General features: G+C 72.6%; 14 protein-coding genes. 6 read left to right on the top strand and 8 right to left on the bottom strand.

Annotated elements, in window-relative coordinates; all coding sequences use genetic code 11:
* Positions 1–113: 113 nt before the first annotated feature.
* The gene (locus IC605_RS16560) at positions 114–302 is read left to right on the top strand and encodes a hypothetical protein (protein ID WP_216326682.1); all 189 of its coding nucleotides are present in this window, start codon (positions 114–116) and stop codon (positions 300–302) included.
* Here IC605_RS16560 and IC605_RS25190 read toward each other — a convergent pair.
* Both IC605_RS25190 and IC605_RS16555 read right to left on the bottom strand, forming a co-directional pair.
* Complete coding sequence (locus IC605_RS25190; protein ID WP_281416354.1) at positions 299–421, bottom strand: hypothetical protein; 123 nt, start codon at positions 419–421, stop codon at positions 299–301. The genes IC605_RS16560 and IC605_RS25190 overlap by 4 nt on opposite strands.
* Before the next feature lie 31 nt (positions 422–452).
* Complete coding sequence (locus IC605_RS16555; RefSeq protein WP_216326680.1) at positions 453–1,922, bottom strand: glycoside hydrolase family 3 N-terminal domain-containing protein; 1,470 nt, start codon at positions 1,920–1,922, stop codon at positions 453–455.
* Between the two features lie 250 nt (positions 1,923–2,172).
* Between IC605_RS16555 and IC605_RS16550 the strand changes: the two genes are divergently transcribed.
* The 3 genes from IC605_RS16550 (at position 2,173) to IC605_RS16540 (ending at position 5,334) form a co-directional block, all read left to right on the top strand.
* Positions 2,173–3,429 (top strand): ABC transporter substrate-binding protein, encoded by a 1,257-nt coding sequence (locus IC605_RS16550; RefSeq protein WP_216326677.1) that lies wholly within the window; start codon positions 2,173–2,175, stop codon positions 3,427–3,429.
* Positions 3,430–3,505: 76 nt separating this feature from the next.
* Complete coding sequence (locus IC605_RS16545) at positions 3,506–4,414, top strand: carbohydrate ABC transporter permease (protein WP_216326674.1); 909 nt, start codon at positions 3,506–3,508, stop codon at positions 4,412–4,414.
* On the top strand, positions 4,411–5,334 hold the full coding sequence (locus IC605_RS16540) for a carbohydrate ABC transporter permease (protein ID WP_216326670.1): 924 nt from the start codon (positions 4,411–4,413) through the stop codon (positions 5,332–5,334). Before IC605_RS16545 ends, IC605_RS16540 begins: the two co-directional genes overlap by 4 nt.
* On the opposite strand, the gene IC605_RS16535 is transcribed toward IC605_RS16540, so the two are convergent.
* The gene (locus IC605_RS16535) at positions 5,327–6,208 is read right to left on the bottom strand and encodes a LysR family transcriptional regulator (RefSeq protein ID WP_216326667.1); all 882 of its coding nucleotides are present in this window, start codon (positions 6,206–6,208) and stop codon (positions 5,327–5,329) included. The two genes, IC605_RS16540 and IC605_RS16535, sit on opposite strands and share 8 nt — an antisense overlap.
* 141 nt (positions 6,209–6,349) lie before the next feature.
* Here IC605_RS16535 and IC605_RS16530 point away from each other — a divergent pair, with 141 nt between their 5' ends.
* Complete coding sequence (locus tag IC605_RS16530; RefSeq protein WP_216326664.1) at positions 6,350–8,044, top strand: M20/M25/M40 family metallo-hydrolase; 1,695 nt, start codon at positions 6,350–6,352, stop codon at positions 8,042–8,044.
* A 60-nt stretch (positions 8,045–8,104) separates the two neighbouring features.
* Here IC605_RS16530 and IC605_RS16525 read toward each other — a convergent pair whose 3' ends face one another.
* The 3 genes from IC605_RS16525 to IC605_RS25410 all read right to left on the bottom strand — a co-directional run bounded on the left by IC605_RS16525 (position 8,105) and on the right by IC605_RS25410 (position 10,456).
* Positions 8,105–8,260: a hypothetical protein gene (locus tag IC605_RS16525; protein WP_216326662.1), complete on the bottom strand. Its 156-nt coding sequence runs from the start codon at positions 8,258–8,260 to the stop codon at positions 8,105–8,107.
* 251 nt (positions 8,261–8,511) lie between these two features.
* The gene (locus IC605_RS16520; RefSeq protein ID WP_216326659.1) at positions 8,512–9,228 is read right to left on the bottom strand and encodes a DUF6683 family protein; all 717 of its coding nucleotides are present in this window, start codon (positions 9,226–9,228) and stop codon (positions 8,512–8,514) included.
* Between the two features lie 184 nt (positions 9,229–9,412).
* Positions 9,413–10,456, bottom strand: a complete 1,044-nt coding sequence (locus tag IC605_RS25410) for a GGDEF domain-containing protein (protein WP_216326656.1) — start codon at positions 10,454–10,456, stop codon at positions 9,413–9,415.
* 125 nt (positions 10,457–10,581) lie between these two features.
* On the opposite strand from IC605_RS25410, the gene IC605_RS16510 reads away from it, so the two are divergent.
* Positions 10,582–11,427 carry a CBS domain-containing protein gene (locus IC605_RS16510; RefSeq protein WP_216326652.1) on the top strand — a complete coding sequence of 282 codons (846 nt, stop codon included), beginning with the start codon at positions 10,582–10,584 and terminating at the stop codon, positions 11,425–11,427.
* A gap of 16 nt (positions 11,428–11,443) precedes the next feature.
* On the opposite strand, the gene IC605_RS16505 is transcribed toward IC605_RS16510, so the two are convergent.
* Together IC605_RS16505 and IC605_RS16500 are read right to left on the bottom strand one after the other, a co-directional pair.
* Complete coding sequence (locus IC605_RS16505) at positions 11,444–12,817, bottom strand: sensor histidine kinase (RefSeq protein WP_216326649.1); 1,374 nt, start codon at positions 12,815–12,817, stop codon at positions 11,444–11,446.
* Positions 12,814–13,482 carry a response regulator transcription factor gene (locus IC605_RS16500; protein ID WP_216326646.1) on the bottom strand — a complete coding sequence of 223 codons (669 nt, stop codon included), beginning with the start codon at positions 13,480–13,482 and terminating at the stop codon, positions 12,814–12,816. Before IC605_RS16500 ends, IC605_RS16505 begins: the two co-directional genes overlap by 4 nt.
* Between the last annotated feature and the right edge of the window lie 116 nt (positions 13,483–13,598).

Below are 13,598 nucleotides of genomic sequence, written 5' to 3'. Positions count from 1 at the left end.
GCCCCTCCTCAGGCCGTCGCCGGCCGGTCAGGTGGAGGCGGGCGGGGGGTGAGCGAAGGTTGCTCATGAGGGGTTTCTCACACACCGGGGCGGGAGGTGGGGGACAGTGGACCATGTTGCAGAGCTTGCTCGTCGTCGTCGCGGGTCTGTTCGGGGGTGGGGTCCTGATCGCGCTGGGCTTTCTCGTCCACCTCGGGTGGTTCTGGTGGACGGGGCAGGACTATCGCGGCCCCGGGGAGCGCGCCTGGGAGCGGACGGCCGGGCGTCCGGCCCCCTCGCGGCGGGCCCTGACCCCGCGTTAACGGCCCAGCCACTGCCAGAGCATCAGTCCCCACAACACGACCAAAACGAGCAGCGTCACCCGCAGGAAGACACTGAACCACCCGAACGCGAACCGTTGTCGCCGCCGCCGTCTCGCCATGCCGCGCCGACCCTAGCACGGGAGCCGCCCCTCAGTCCCGCGCCAGCGCCCGGGCCGCCGCCCTCAGGTTGACCTCCCGGAATCCGTGCGCGGCGAGCGTGGGAAGCGCGGCGTCCCCGAAGCGGTGGACCGTCCACAGGGCCAGATGCACGGCGGTTCGTCCGTGTAAGGTCGGGGCGAGTTGGGCTTGCCACGCGGGCGGGGCCCAGCGGTCCAGGGTGGCGAGGATGACGGGCGCGTCGGGAAACGTTCGGAGGAGGGACGGGTCGGGCTCTCGCGCCCCGGCCCCGTGCAGGGCCACCCGCAAGCGGGGAAAGTGGGTCCGCAGCGCGTCCGCCAGCGCCTCGCCGCTCGGGGCGTCCCCGTAGGGCCCGCCGACGGGGGCGGTGCGCGGGGCGTAGAGCAGCACGGGCCCGTCCGGGGAGAGGCGCGGCACGTCCCCGAGGAAGGTCAGCGCCTCCCGTGCCCAGCGGGCGACGCTGGCCTCGTCTGCCTCCCGTTCATCTGCCGTGTAAGGCCGGGGCGTCCCCGGAAAGCGCCGCGCCGCGCGTTCCAGCCGGGAGCCTGCCTCCTCCACACGCGCCTCGTCCAGCGAACCTTCCCTCAGCGCGGCTTCGAGCGCCCGGGCGTGCTCGGCGTGAATTCGCAGTTCCCCATGTCCGCAACTGAGCACCGCGTCGGCCCCGGCGGCGAGCGCGAGGGGGGCCGCCGCGCCGTGGGGGGAGCGGTCCGCGATGGCCCGCATGTCGGTCGCGTCCGTGACCACCACCCCGCCGTAGCCCCAGCGTTCCCGCAGCAGCCCGGTGAGCAGGGCGGGGGAGAGGGTCGCGGGCCGGTGCGGATCGAGCGCCGGGTAGACGATGTGGGCGGTCATCACGCTTCCCACGCCCGCCGTGACCGCCGTGCGGAAGGGCAGCCACTCGGTCGCCTCCAGAGCCGCGAGGGGCTTGTCCACCACCGGCAGGGTGAGGTGGCTGTCCTGGTGCGTGTCGCCGTGGCCGGGGAAGTGTTTCACGGCGGCCATCACCCCCTGCGCCTCCAGCCCCAGCGCCCAGGCGGTCCCCAGCCGCGCGACGAGATCAGGGTTGGCCCCGAAGGCCCGCTCGCCGATGACCGGGTTGGCGGGGTTCACGTTCACGTCCAGGCTGGGCGCGAAGTCCCAGTTGATCCCGAGTTCGATCAGTCCCCGCGCCGCGACCGCCCCCGCCTCCCACGCGGCGTCCTCGCTCCCGATCACGCCGAGCGCGAGGGGTGCGGGCGGCAGAGGCACGTCCAGCCGCCGCAGCACCGCCCCGCCCTCCTGGTCGGTGGCGATCCAGGCCCCCCCACCCAGCGCGTCCCGCAGGTCGCGGATCAGCCGCGCGGTCTGCTCCGGCGTGCGGATGTTGCGCGCGAAGAGGCACACGCCGCCGAAACCGTACTCCCGCAGGAAGCGGCCCTGCGCCGGGGTCAGGTCCGGGCCGGGGACATCGACGATCAGGGTGCGGGCGGCCCCCGTCATGGCGGGGCGGCGGGAACCGGGGATCGCTGGGGCAAGTTCATCCCTCCTCCTTGCTGTGCCCGGCCAGCTTCCCAGGGGCGCGGCGCGGCGTCAATTCCCCTTCCCGTTGACAAGCCCCGGACCCCGGCCTACCATCGAAGTGTTCTCAAAATCACAAGTGCAGGTGCGGCGACGGGCGCCCGGACCCCCTCCGGGGAAGCGCAGCGAGGACCGGGGTCGGCCCCTCCTGCCCTCTTTCCCAGGAGGCCCCATGAGACACGCCCTGCGGACCCTGACCCTGGCGCTCGGCGCCGCCGCCTTCGGTGTGGCGCACGCCCAGCAGCCCGTGCAGATCAACTTCTGGACGTATTACCTCAGCCCCAAGTTCGACGACTACATCAAGGGTGTGATCGCCGCCTTCGAGAAACAGAACCCGGGCATCAAGGTCAATTACATCGACAAGCAGGGCACCCTGGAGCAGGAGTTCATTACCGCCGTCTCGCTCGGCAGCCCGCCCGACGTGGTGAACCTGTGGGTCGAGTCCACCCAGAAGGCGGCGGACAGCGGCCTGCTCACCGACCTCGGCGCGGCGGTCGGGCCCAGCCTGAAGACGCTGTACTACCCCAACTCGCTGGGCAACTTCACGGTGAACGGCAAGGTCTACGGCCTGCCGTGGTACGCCTCCTTCAACACGGGCGTCATGGCCTACAACAACGACCTCGTGAAGAAGGCGGGCGTCACGGCCCTGCCCAAGACGACCGCGCAGATGGTCGCCTTCGCCAAGCAGGTCAAGGCCAGGACCGGCGCCTACGGCTGGGCCCCCGCCATCAAGGATCCCCAGGGCGGCACCTTTCTGGGCGTCTTCGTGGACGAGGGGCTGCCGCTGATCCGGGGCAATCAGGCCGTCTTCAACTCCCCGGCGCACGCGCGGGTCCTCCAGTCCTACATCGACCTGTACAAGGCGGACGTGATCCCGCAGGACCTGCTGCGCAAAGAGGCTTTCCAGCTCAGCCAGGAGCTGTACACCCAGGGCAAGCTCGCCACCGTGATCGGCGGGCCGCAGGCGCTCAACCGCGTGCGCGACAACAACAAGGCGATCTACGCCGCCTCGCAGGTGACGGCGGCGCCGCTCGGGGCGGGGAAGGTCCAGGCGGGCGGCGGCATGTCGCTCGTGGTGCCCAAGGCCGCCCCGCACCCGAAGGAGGCGCTGCTCTTCGCCCGCTTCATGACCAACCGCGCCAATCAGGTCGCCTTCGCCAAGATCGTGCCCGTGGTGCCCACCGCCGCGGGCTCCGACCGCGACCCCTACTTCGCCCAGGCCCGGGCGAGCAAGGACCCCATCGAGCGCGCGACCGGCATGATCGGCGCGAACGGGGCGAACCTCAAGACCGCGATTCCGCCCCTGAAAAACCCCACCGACATGTTCAAGGCCTTCGACGACAACATCGAGGCTGCCTTCCTGGGCCGCAAGAGTGCTCAGCAGGCGCTCAACGACGCCGCGACCGCCTGGAACGCCCTGATGAAGTGAGCGGGCCGGGGAGGGGCCGGGGGGAGGTGACCTGCCTTGCCCCGGCCCCTCGCCCTTGGCCTCAAGGAGGCTTCCCATGTTCAGGTTCCTGCGCGGCGCCCCCGTCTCGTACCTCTTCCTGCTGCCCGCCCTCGTGCTCCTCGTGGTGTTCACCCTCTACCCGGTGCTGTACGGCTCCTACCTGGGCTTCACGAGATACACCGCCGTCAACTTCGCCACCCGCACGCCGCCCGAGTGGGTCGGTCTGGGCAACTTCCGCACGCTGGCGGGCGACGAACTGTTCCGCATCAGCGTCCTGAACAGCGTCAAGTACCTGCTCGTCGTCCCGGCCCTCCAGATCGCCTCGCTGGCGGTCGCCGTGCTGGTCAACCGGCAACTCCCGGGAATTGCCTTTTTCCGCGCGGCGTACTACGTCCCGGTCATCACCTCCATCTCGCTCGCCGCCGTGATGTGGGACTGGATCTACAACAAGGACGGGGTGCTCAACTGGCTGCTCAAGGGCCTGCGCCTGATGAGCCCGGACAGCAACCTGAGCTGGCTGCTCGATCCCAGCACGGCCTTCTGGGCGATCATGCTCGTCACCTTCTGGCGCGGCTTCGGGTACTACATGGTGCTGTACATGGCGGGGCTCCAGAACATCCCGGGTGAACTGGAGGAGGCCGCGCGCCTCGACGGCGCCTCGCCCTGGCAGAGCTTCTGGCGGATCACGGTGCCGCTGATGCAGCCCACCATCCTGCTGTGCACGCTGCTCAGCACCCTGTCGGCGATCCGGGTGCTGGAAGAGGTCCTCGTCTTCACGAACGGGACGGGCGGGCCGCTGAATTCCACCTACACGGCCCTGCTGTACGTCTATAAGAAATCCTTCGGCGGGCTGGACTTCAATTACGGGCTGGCGAGTGCGGCGGGGCTCGTCGTGGCCGCCATCGCGCTCGTGCTGTCGGTCCTGAACTTCCGCCTCTTCCGGGAAGGGAGCGTGCGGGCGTGACGCGGGTCGTTCCGGCGGCCCCGCCCGTGGCCCGCACGGTCACGCGCAGACGCAGCGCCCGTCCCCTGCGGCAGGCCCTCACCTACCTCGTGCTGTTCGCCATCTTCCTCTTCGCGGCCTTTCCCTTGATCTGGACCTTCGTGATCAGCGTGACGGACAGCAACGCCGTGACGACGGGGCGCACGGTGTACGACTTCCCGGCGAGCCTCTTCCCGCAAAAGGTCACGCTGACGAACTTCTTCAACGTGGTGCAGACGTACCCGGCGGTGGGGCGGGCCTTTCTCAACTCCCTGATCATCAGCGGCCTGAGCGTGGTCCTGACGGTGCTCGTCTCCGCCCTCGCCGCCTACCCGCTCGCCCGGCACGAGTTCCGGGGCAAGGCGCTGATCTTCGGGGTCATCCTGGCGACGATGGTGCTGCCCACCGAGACGAGCTTTCTGGTGAACATGCTGACGCTGGCGAAGCTCAAGGCGTGGCCGGTCGTGGGCCCGCTGATCGGTCTCGGCTCGTACCTGGGCGTGGTGCTGCCCACCGTGAGCACGGCCTTCGGCATCTTCCTGATGCGGCAGGCGTTCCTGGCGATCCCGCAGAGCCTGCTGGAGGCCGCGCGCATCGACGGGGCGGGGGAGGGGCTGATCTTCCGGCGGATCATGCTGCCGCTGGCGGTGCCGAGCGTCGCCGCCTTGTCGATCTTCACGCTGGTCAACACCTGGAACGCCTACTTCTGGCCGTCCATCGCGCTCACCGGGGCGCAGGAGCGGTTCCCGCTCGCGGTCGAGATGCTCAAGCTCAAGGGGGCCTTCAACGACAACATCTTCAACACGGCGGCGGGGGCGGTGATCATGATGGTGCCGATCCTGGGGCTCTTCCTCTTCGCCCAGCGCTTTTTCATGCGCGGGCTGGAGGGGGCCGTCAAGTAGCGGGTCGGCCTGGCCCGGTCCCCGTCCCCTCCCACAGCAGACCCAGCACGGCGCGGGTCGCGGGGGTGAGGGTGCCGGGGCGGTGCACCGTGCCGAGGGTGCGGGCGAGGGGAAAGGGGAGGGGCGCCCGCCTCACCCCCTGGGGCAGGTCGCCGAGCGCGAGGCGCGGCAGGACCGAGAAGCCCAGCCCGCGCGCGACCATCGCCAGGATCGCGCCCTCGGTGGTCAGGGAGAGGGTGGGCCGGAGCTGAACGCCCGCCCGCCCCAGCGCCCGGGGCACGAAGTCTTCCCGCGCCGAGCCGAGGTGGATGTAGGGGCGCTCCCAGACGCCGGGCCCCTCCCACGCCCGGGGGAGCAGCAGGTCGTAGGGGTCCTCGCCGATGGGGGTGGGCAGCAACCGGGGGTGCGCGGGAAGCTGGGTCAGCCCGATATCCGCCTGGAGCGAGAGAACCGCCGCGTCCACGGCGTCACGCTCCAGGTGCGCGTCCTGCACCTGCACCTCGACCCCGGGGTGCAGCTCGCGCATCCGGGCCACCACCCCCGGCAGCAGTTGCCCCGCCAGGCTCGGAAAGCTGGCGATCCGCACCAGCCCGCTCAGCGGCACCTCCGCGCGGGCGGCGGCGGGCAGTTGCCGGGCGAGTTCGAGCATCTGCCGGGCCAGCTCGGCCACCCGCAGGCCGCCGGGCGTGGGCCGCGCCCCCCCGGCCCCCCGGTGCAGCAGCGCCACGCCCAGCACCTGCTCAAGCCCCTTGACGCTGTGGCTGACCCCCGATTGGGTCAGGTCCAGCTCCACGGCGGCGGCGCTGAAGCTCCCCGTCCGCACCACGGCGAGGAACACGCGCAGATGCGCCAGGGTCGGGCCTCCGTCAGCCATCAGTTTTATTCATAGCAGCTCTTCCATAAATGAGTAACCGTACACACAGTTTCGGGCACAAAGATTAAGCTCGGGTGGAGGCTCGATGAAGCCGACCCGTCCCCTGCCCAGTCTTTCTCATCCCTCTCAGGAGCCCCCGGAATGATCCAATCCGCCCACCCCGACTGGTTCGACCGTACCCGCGACCTTGCCCTGCTGCTGACGAGCTGGCCCAGCGTGACGGGGACGCCGGGGGAGTCGGAATTTGCGGGTCGGCTGCTGGCCGAGGTGCGGGGCTGGCCGGGATTCGCGGGGCACCCGGAGGACGTGTGGCTGGGTCCGGCCCGGTCGGGGCACGGGGCGTGGAACCTCTACGCGCTCGTGCGCGGGCAGAGTGACCGGACGGTGCTGCTCGCCGGGCACTACGACACGGTGGGCACCGAGGACTACGGCGAGTGGCGGCCGCTGGCGGGGGACGCCCGGGCGCTCGCCGAGAGCATCACGCGCAGCCTCGCCGGGGAGGAGACGCTGGGGGCCGCCGAACGGCTCGCGCTCGCGGACCTGACGGGCGGGGACTTTCTGCCGGGGCGGGGCCTGCTCGACATGAAGGGCGGGCTCGCCGCCGGGCTCGCGGTGCTGGAGCGCTACAGCCGCCTGCCCCCCGGCGAGCGGCCCGGCCACCTCCTGCTCGTCGCTACCCCCGACGAGGAGGGCCGCTCCAGCGGGGCGCGCGCGGTGGCCCACGACCTGCCGGGGCTGGCCCGCGACCTCGGGCTGGAGATCGTCGCCGGGCTCAACCTCGACGCCACCGCCGACGTGGGGGGCGGCGAGGAGGGGCGCGCGGCGTACCTGGGCACGGTGGGCAAGGTGCTGCTCTCCGCACTCGTGGTGGGGCGGCCCACCCACGCGGCCTACCCCTTCGACGGGGTGAGTGCCCCCCTGCTCGCCGCCGAACTCCTGCGCCGGGTGGAGGCATCGCCCGACCTCGCCGAGGAGGTGGGCGCCGAGCGGGCCGCCGCCCCCGCCTGCCTGGAGTTGCGCGACAGCCGCAGCGGCTACGACGTGACCACCCCGGCCTGGGTGTGGTGCGCCTTCAACGTGCTGACCCTGCGCCGCACCCCCAGCGAGGTGCTCGCCCTCTTCGCGGAAGTGGCGCGCGAGGTGGCCGAACGAGCGGCCCGCGATTTCGGAACCCGGGCCGCCCGGGCGGGAAGCCTCAACGCCGCGTCCCTGGGGTGCCAACTCCCCCCCGTGCTGACCTTCGGCGAGCTGCGGGGCCGGGCCGAGGCGCGGGCGGGTGCGGAGGCCGTGCGGGCCGTCGTCGCCGCCTGTCCGTCCGGTCCCGACCCTCTGCGGGCCAGCCGCGAGATCACGGTCTCGCTCCTCGGGCTGGCGGGGCTGGAGGGTCCGGCGATCATCCTGGGCTTCGGGGCGCTGCACTATCCGGCCTCCCACCTGTCGGGCCGCCTCGCCGATGAGGTGTTGAGAGAGGCCGTCGAGCGGCACACGGCGGGGCTCTCCCGCGAGACGGGCGAGAGCCTGCGCGTGCGGGGCTACTTCGCGGGCATCTCCGACATGAGTTTCCTGGGGCAGGCGGCGGACCCGCGCGAGCAGGCCTGCGTGGCGGCCCACACGCCGCACCCCGCCCACGTGGACCCCGTGCCGGAGGGCGCGCTGAGGTTCCCGGTCGTCAACATCGGCCCCTGGGGGCGGGACTACCACCAGCGGCTGGAGCGCATCCACGCCCCCTACGCCTTCCGGACGGTGCCCGAACTGCTGTGGCGCCTCGCCCTCGACGTGCTGGGGCACGCCGGAGTCGAGGAGACGTTCGCCGGGACCGGTGTCGCCGCCGACTGAGGTCCGCCCCGGGTCGGTCGCCCGCGCGAGGCCGGTGCCCCGCCGCCCTCGACCGTGCCCTCAGCTATGCCCGGGGTCGGAGTCGTCCGAGGGCCGGCCGTGCTCGCCGGCCTCCGCGTTCCCGTCCATGTCGGCGGGCTGGGAATCCGTCTGGGCCTCGCCCTCTGCGGAAGCCGTTTCGGAGAATTGAACATCGTCGTCCTGGGGCCGGGTCATGGTGGGACCTCCTGGCGAAAGGGTTCGTGGCCGGAGCCGTCTGGTCTGACGCCCGGTCCCCCGACCATCCCCGCCCGGCCGACCCGGGCGTTCAGAAAGGCATGAAGCCGCCTTGGCCGTTGCCCGGCCCCGAGCGCTCGGGGCACACGGGCTTCAGGCCGCCCCATGCTCCCGGAGACGGTGTGGGGACAGACCGGGCGGGCGCACCTCCCGGCGGCATCGGCCCCCGGTCCTGCCCAGCGCCCCCGCCCCTACTTGCGGGCCTGGAGGCCCTTCTCACCCAGCCGGATCCGGTCGGGGTCGAGCCTGAAGCCCTGGAGGGTACCCTTGATCTGCGCCCTGACTTTCTCCAGGCTGTAGCCGGGCGTCCCCTTCTTCGCCTGCTCCACGTCGTTGGACTGGAAGGCGGTGAGCCACATCAGCCCCTCGGCGAACTTCTGCTTGTCGGCGTCCGTCATCCGGGCGACGCCCGGAATCGTGAGCAGCGCGCCCCGGAACTGCTCGTAGGTGGCCCGGTCCTGCGCGTCGGTGGTCTGCACCCCGTCGAGGACCTCGAAGGAACTCACCACGTAGAGGGTCAGGGCGGTCGCCACGTTGTACACGTCGTAGCCCCTGGGTTTCAGGAGCTTGCCGTACTCGGCGGCGATGTCCACCCGGGCGAGGCCGTCGCGAAGCTGCCGCTCGTTGGCGGCGCTCAGGGTGCCGCCTTGTTTCGCCCCGGTGATGAGCCCGTTCACGAACTGGGTCCGCAGCTCACTGCTCACCCTGGGCGAGGGCTGGTAGGTCAGCACCTTCTCGTTTGCGGGCGCGGCCGCGGCGGCCGGGGCGGGCTGACCGCTCTGCGCCTGTCCGGCCACCCGGTCGAAGATGCCCGACAGGGGATTGCCCGAGAGGGGGTTGCCCTGGGCGAGCGCGGCGGGGCTCAGCAGGGCGAGCAGGAGCAGGCTGGGTCGGGTGAGCTTGGTCAAGGGACTCTCCTTGCGGCAGGTGGGGAATGAGACGACCTTACCTCAGGCGCGGACCCGGAACCAGCCGCCGGGGAGGCACAGCCGCGCACGTCGTCCCCCACCCCCCTCCGCCGCGCAGGAGACGAACGCCGCGCCCCCTCACCCTCCCCGGCGCGCCCCCGGCCGAGCCGGGTCTCCGGGGCCGTCACAGGGCGGGGACCGTCTCCAGGCTCCAGCGGTCGCGCCCCTGCGCCTTGGCGCGGTAGAGGTGGGCGTCGGCACGCTGCAACACGCCGCTCAGGGCGTCTCCCGGCCCGGCGACCGCCACGCCGAGGCTCGCCGTGAAGGGCGGCAGGTCCTCCCCGGAAGCGTGCCGCAGCGCCCGCCACAGCCGGGCCGCGACCTGCGCCGCGCGGGCCTCGTCCGCTCCCGGGAGCAGCACCAGAAATTCCTCGCCGCCCCAGCGGGCGACGTGATCGCCCGGCTCCAGGGCCCGCCGCAGCACCTGCGCCGCCCGTTGCAGCACCCGGTCGCCCACGGCGTGCCCGTGGCGGTCGTTGATCGCCTTGAAGTGGTCGAGGTCGAGCAAGACCACCGCAAAGGTCCGGCCCGTCCCCTGGGTCCCCTCCAGGTGGCGGTACATGGCCCGGCGGTTCGCCACCCCGGTGAGGGGATCGGTCAGCGCCAGCACGTGGTACTCCTGGCGCTGCACGCGCTCGCGGGTGACCTGCCGCCCGAAGATCGCCAGTTGCCACACGAGCGCCACGGCCACGCCCATCTCCAGCAGCAGGGTCGTGTCGGTCGGGGGGGGCCGCGTCAGGGCCAGGGCGCTGAAGGCCGCCAGGATGACGAACGTCCAGACCAGGGCGGGCCTCACGGCGAAGGTCTGGACGGCGCAGAGGATCACGAACAGCCCGACGAAGTACAGGCGCGGCGCAACGGGGGCGGGCAGCGCCGCACTCTGGAGAAGCTGCGCGGCGAGCGCGGCCGAGACGATCCAGGTGACCGCGACCTCCAGGCTTTGCAGCGAGACGCGCCCGGAGAGCAGGGCGGCCACCAGCCCGGCGCAAAAGAGCGCCCCGAAGGTGGACTCCCAGGCCAGGGGGCTCAGCGGCCCCGGTTGCAAGGCGTCGAGGAGCGCGACCGCCGTCTGGGCGAGGCAGGCGACGAGCGCGAGGGCGAGGGAGCAGCGCAGCCTCCAGCCCTCGGCCTCCAGGCCAGGTTCCACCCACGGCTTCCCACGCCACACGGCCCCACGGTACTTCGCCCCGGCTTCCCCAACTCTGACACGCGCGGCCCGGTCCCCCCTCCCCCGTAATGCCCCGGTAACCCCCCCGGCGGACCCTGGGCCCACCGAGAAGAAGGAGGCACCCCATGCTCGTTCAGGACGCCATGCACACGCGCGTGATCACCGCCGACCCCCACGAGTCCCTGCCCGACGCCGTGGTCAAGATGGAGACCCTGAGGATCAAGCGGCTGCCGGTCCTGCTGGAGGGGCAGCTCGTCGGGCTGCTGACCGACGGCGAGGTCCGGCGCCATCTCCCCGCCCTGCACGAGGGCCTGAGCCCCTGGGACTTCGCCCACCGCGCCGGGCGGGTGCGGGTGCGCGACGCCATGCGCCGCCCGGTGCTGACGACCACGCCGGAGGAGCCGCTGGAACACGCCGTGCGCGTGATGCTGGAGCGCCGGGTCGGGGGCCTGCCCGTCCTGAACGACGCGGGCGGGCTCGTCGGGATGCTCACCCTGACGGACGTGCTCGCGGCCGCCCTGCGGGAGACGCCCCCCACCTGGGGAGCCGTGCAGGAACACATGACCGCCACGACGGTCAACGTCGAGGCCGGGGCCCCCGCGGGCGAGGCCGCCGCCCGGCTGCGGGTCACCGGGCTGCGGGTGCTGCCCGTGCTGGAGGGTGGCCGTCTGGTCGGCGTGATCCACGAGCGCGACCTGGGCGCGGCGGTCGACCGGGCCAAGGCCGCCCACGGGGACACCGTTCTCGGCGACCAGTTCTTCCTCAAAGGCAAGGCCGCCCGCGACCTGATGCGCCCCCCGGGAGGCCAGGTGCCCGCGGGTGCTCCCCTGCGCGAGGCGGTGTCGAGGATGCTGGAGCAGGGCGTCCACGGCCTGCCCGTCCTCGGGGAGGGTGAGCGGCTCCTCGGAGTGGTGACGGTGAGCGACGTGCTGCACGCCTGGCTCGGGCAGGGAGCGCCGGGCCGCGGCTGAGCGCTGGACCTGGGGCTCAAACCCCCGGGGGAGGGGCGGGGGAACCCCGGGGCAGCGTCAGGGTCGCCGTCGTGCCCCCGCCCACGCGGCTTTCGAGCGTCAGGGTGCCGCCGTGCGCCTCGGCGAGCGTGCGGGCGATGCTCAGGCCCAGCCCGCTGCCGGGGGTGGTGCGGGCCTCGTCCACCCGGTGCAGGCGGTCGAACACCCGCTCCAGATGCCCCGGCGCGATGCCCCGCCCGGTGTCTTGCACCGTGAGCCGCCACCCGCCGCCCCGGACCCCGGCGGTCAGGGTCACCGTGCCGCCTGCCGGGGTGTGGTTCAGCGCGTTTTGCATCAGGTTGTGCAGCACCTGGGTGATCCGCACGGGGTCCACGCGGGCGGGCGGTCCCCCGGCGGCCTGAACGGTGAGCGTCACCCCGGCCTGCCCGGCGCGGTCCTCGAAGGCGGCCGCCACCTCGCCGAGCAGCCGCGCCACGTCGACCTCCCGGCGGTGCAGGGTCAGGTCCCCCGCGTCCGCGAGCGACAGCAGGCGCAAGTCCCCCGTCAGGTGCAGCAGGTGTCCCGTCTGGGCGTGGAGACGGGCCAGCCGCCCGGGCGTGGGCGTCAGGGTGCCCTCCAGCATGGCCTCCAGCGAGGCCCGCATGACGCTCAGCGGCGTGGTCAGGTCGTGGGCGATGTCGGCGCTGAACTGCCGACCCGCCACCCGGCGGCGCTCCAGCTCGGCGGTCATGGCGTTGAAGGCGGCCAGCAGCTCGCCCAGCTCGTCCGGGGGACCCGCCGGGAGGGGGTGGGGCGCGCGGCCCACGGTCAGCGAACGGACCCCGCGTTGCAGGGCGCGCAGCGGCGCGAGCAGGTGGCGGGAGACGGCCGCCCCGAGCCCCGTGGCGAGCAGGGCCGAGAGCCCCACGGCGGCCAGCAGCAGCAGCGCGGTCTGCTGCAGGAACGCCCGGCTCTGCGCGTCGAGCGGCGGCGGCGTCCCCGTGGCGTACAGGTAGGCGATGGGCCGCCCGTTCACCCTGACCTCCCGCAGCCCGGCCCGCCGCGCGGCGGGGAGGACCGTGCCCGCCGGGTACCCCGCGACGCCGCCCACCACCCGGAACGCCGGGTCCAGCACCAGAAAGGGGGGAAGGGAGGACGGCGGTGGGGGCCGCCGCTGCGGCTCCAGGTTGCGTTCCTCCAGCGGGGGCTCCTGCGGCTGCAAGCCCGCCAGCGAGCCGGTGGCCCGGTGGTGACGGCGGATGTTGTTGTCCAGCTCGCGCAGCACCTCGCCCCGGCGCAGCGCCAGGTAGGCGTGCCGGGCGTAGAGGAAGGTCACCCCGGCCAGCAGCAGCAGGGCGGGCAGGCTGACCAGGGTAAAGGCGCGGACGAGCCGGGTCCGCAAGCGCCTCACGGCGCCTCCCGCAGGCGGTAGCCCACCCCGTAGACCGTCTCCAGCAGCTCCGCGTCCTCTCCCAGCTTGGCGCGGAGGTTGCGCACATGCACGTTGATGGTGCGCTCCGAGCCCCCGCCCTCCTCCTGAAGGTGGGTGAGCAGTTCCGAGCGGGTAAAGACCCGCTGTGGGCTGAGCATCAGCAGGTGCAGCAGCCCGAACTCCACCCGGGTGAGGTTCACGACCTCCCCCCGGAGACGAACCGCCCGGGTGAGGGGATGAAGGCTCAGGACTCCGTGCCGCAGGGGCCCGCGCTCGCCGCCGGGTTGCGAGCGCCGCAGCAGGGCCCGCACCCGCGCGAGCAGCTCGGCCACCGAGAAGGGTTTGGTCACGTAGTCGTCCGCGCCCAGTTCCAGGGCCAGCACCTTGTCGGCCTCTCCCTCCCTGGCCGTCAGCATCAGGACGGGGGCGTCCGACTCCGCCCGCAGCCGCCGCAGCACCTCCAGCCCGCCCAGACCGGGCAGCATCACGTCGAGCACGATCAGGTCGGGCCGGGTATGCAGGGCGGCGTGCAGGCCCGCGCGCCCCTCCCGCGCCGACGTGACCCCATACCCCAGCGCCCCGAAATACTCGTGCAGCAGGGCGCTCATGTCCGGGTTGTCCTCGATGACGAGCAGATGTGGCACGCGCTTTCCCCCTTCTGTGCGGCAGCTTAAGGGGCGCTCCGGGCTGCGGGCCAGCAGACTACTCCGGTTCTGAACAAGTCCCCCGTACAACTGGACGTTGGGGGGCCTGAGGCTTG

The organism is Deinococcus aestuarii (assembly GCF_018863415.1).
Lineage (GTDB): Bacteria > Deinococcota > Deinococci > Deinococcales > Deinococcaceae > Deinococcus > Deinococcus aestuarii.
The sequence above is the reverse complement of the archived record's forward strand: the minus strand, read 5'-3'. Positions and strand labels throughout refer to the sequence as shown.

Coding starts and splice junctions, on each gene's coding strand:
- IC605_RS16560 (WP_216326682.1), top strand. CDS start 114: ATGTTGCAGAGCTTGCTCGTCGTCGTCGCGGGTCTGTTCGGGGGTGGG.
- IC605_RS25190 (WP_281416354.1), bottom strand. CDS start 421: ATGGCGAGACGGCGGCGGCGACAACGGTTCGCGTTCGGGTGGTTCAGT.
- IC605_RS16555 (WP_216326680.1), bottom strand. CDS start 1,922: ATGACGGGGGCCGCCCGCACCCTGATCGTCGATGTCCCCGGCCCGGAC.
- IC605_RS16550 (WP_216326677.1), top strand. CDS start 2,173: ATGAGACACGCCCTGCGGACCCTGACCCTGGCGCTCGGCGCCGCCGCC.
- IC605_RS16545 (WP_216326674.1), top strand. CDS start 3,506: ATGTTCAGGTTCCTGCGCGGCGCCCCCGTCTCGTACCTCTTCCTGCTG.
- IC605_RS16535 (WP_216326667.1), bottom strand. CDS start 6,208: ATGGCTGACGGAGGCCCGACCCTGGCGCATCTGCGCGTGTTCCTCGCC.
- IC605_RS16530 (WP_216326664.1), top strand. CDS start 6,350: ATGATCCAATCCGCCCACCCCGACTGGTTCGACCGTACCCGCGACCTT.
- IC605_RS16525 (WP_216326662.1), bottom strand. CDS start 8,260: ATGACCCGGCCCCAGGACGACGATGTTCAATTCTCCGAAACGGCTTCC.
- IC605_RS16510 (WP_216326652.1), top strand. CDS start 10,582: ATGCTCGTTCAGGACGCCATGCACACGCGCGTGATCACCGCCGACCCC.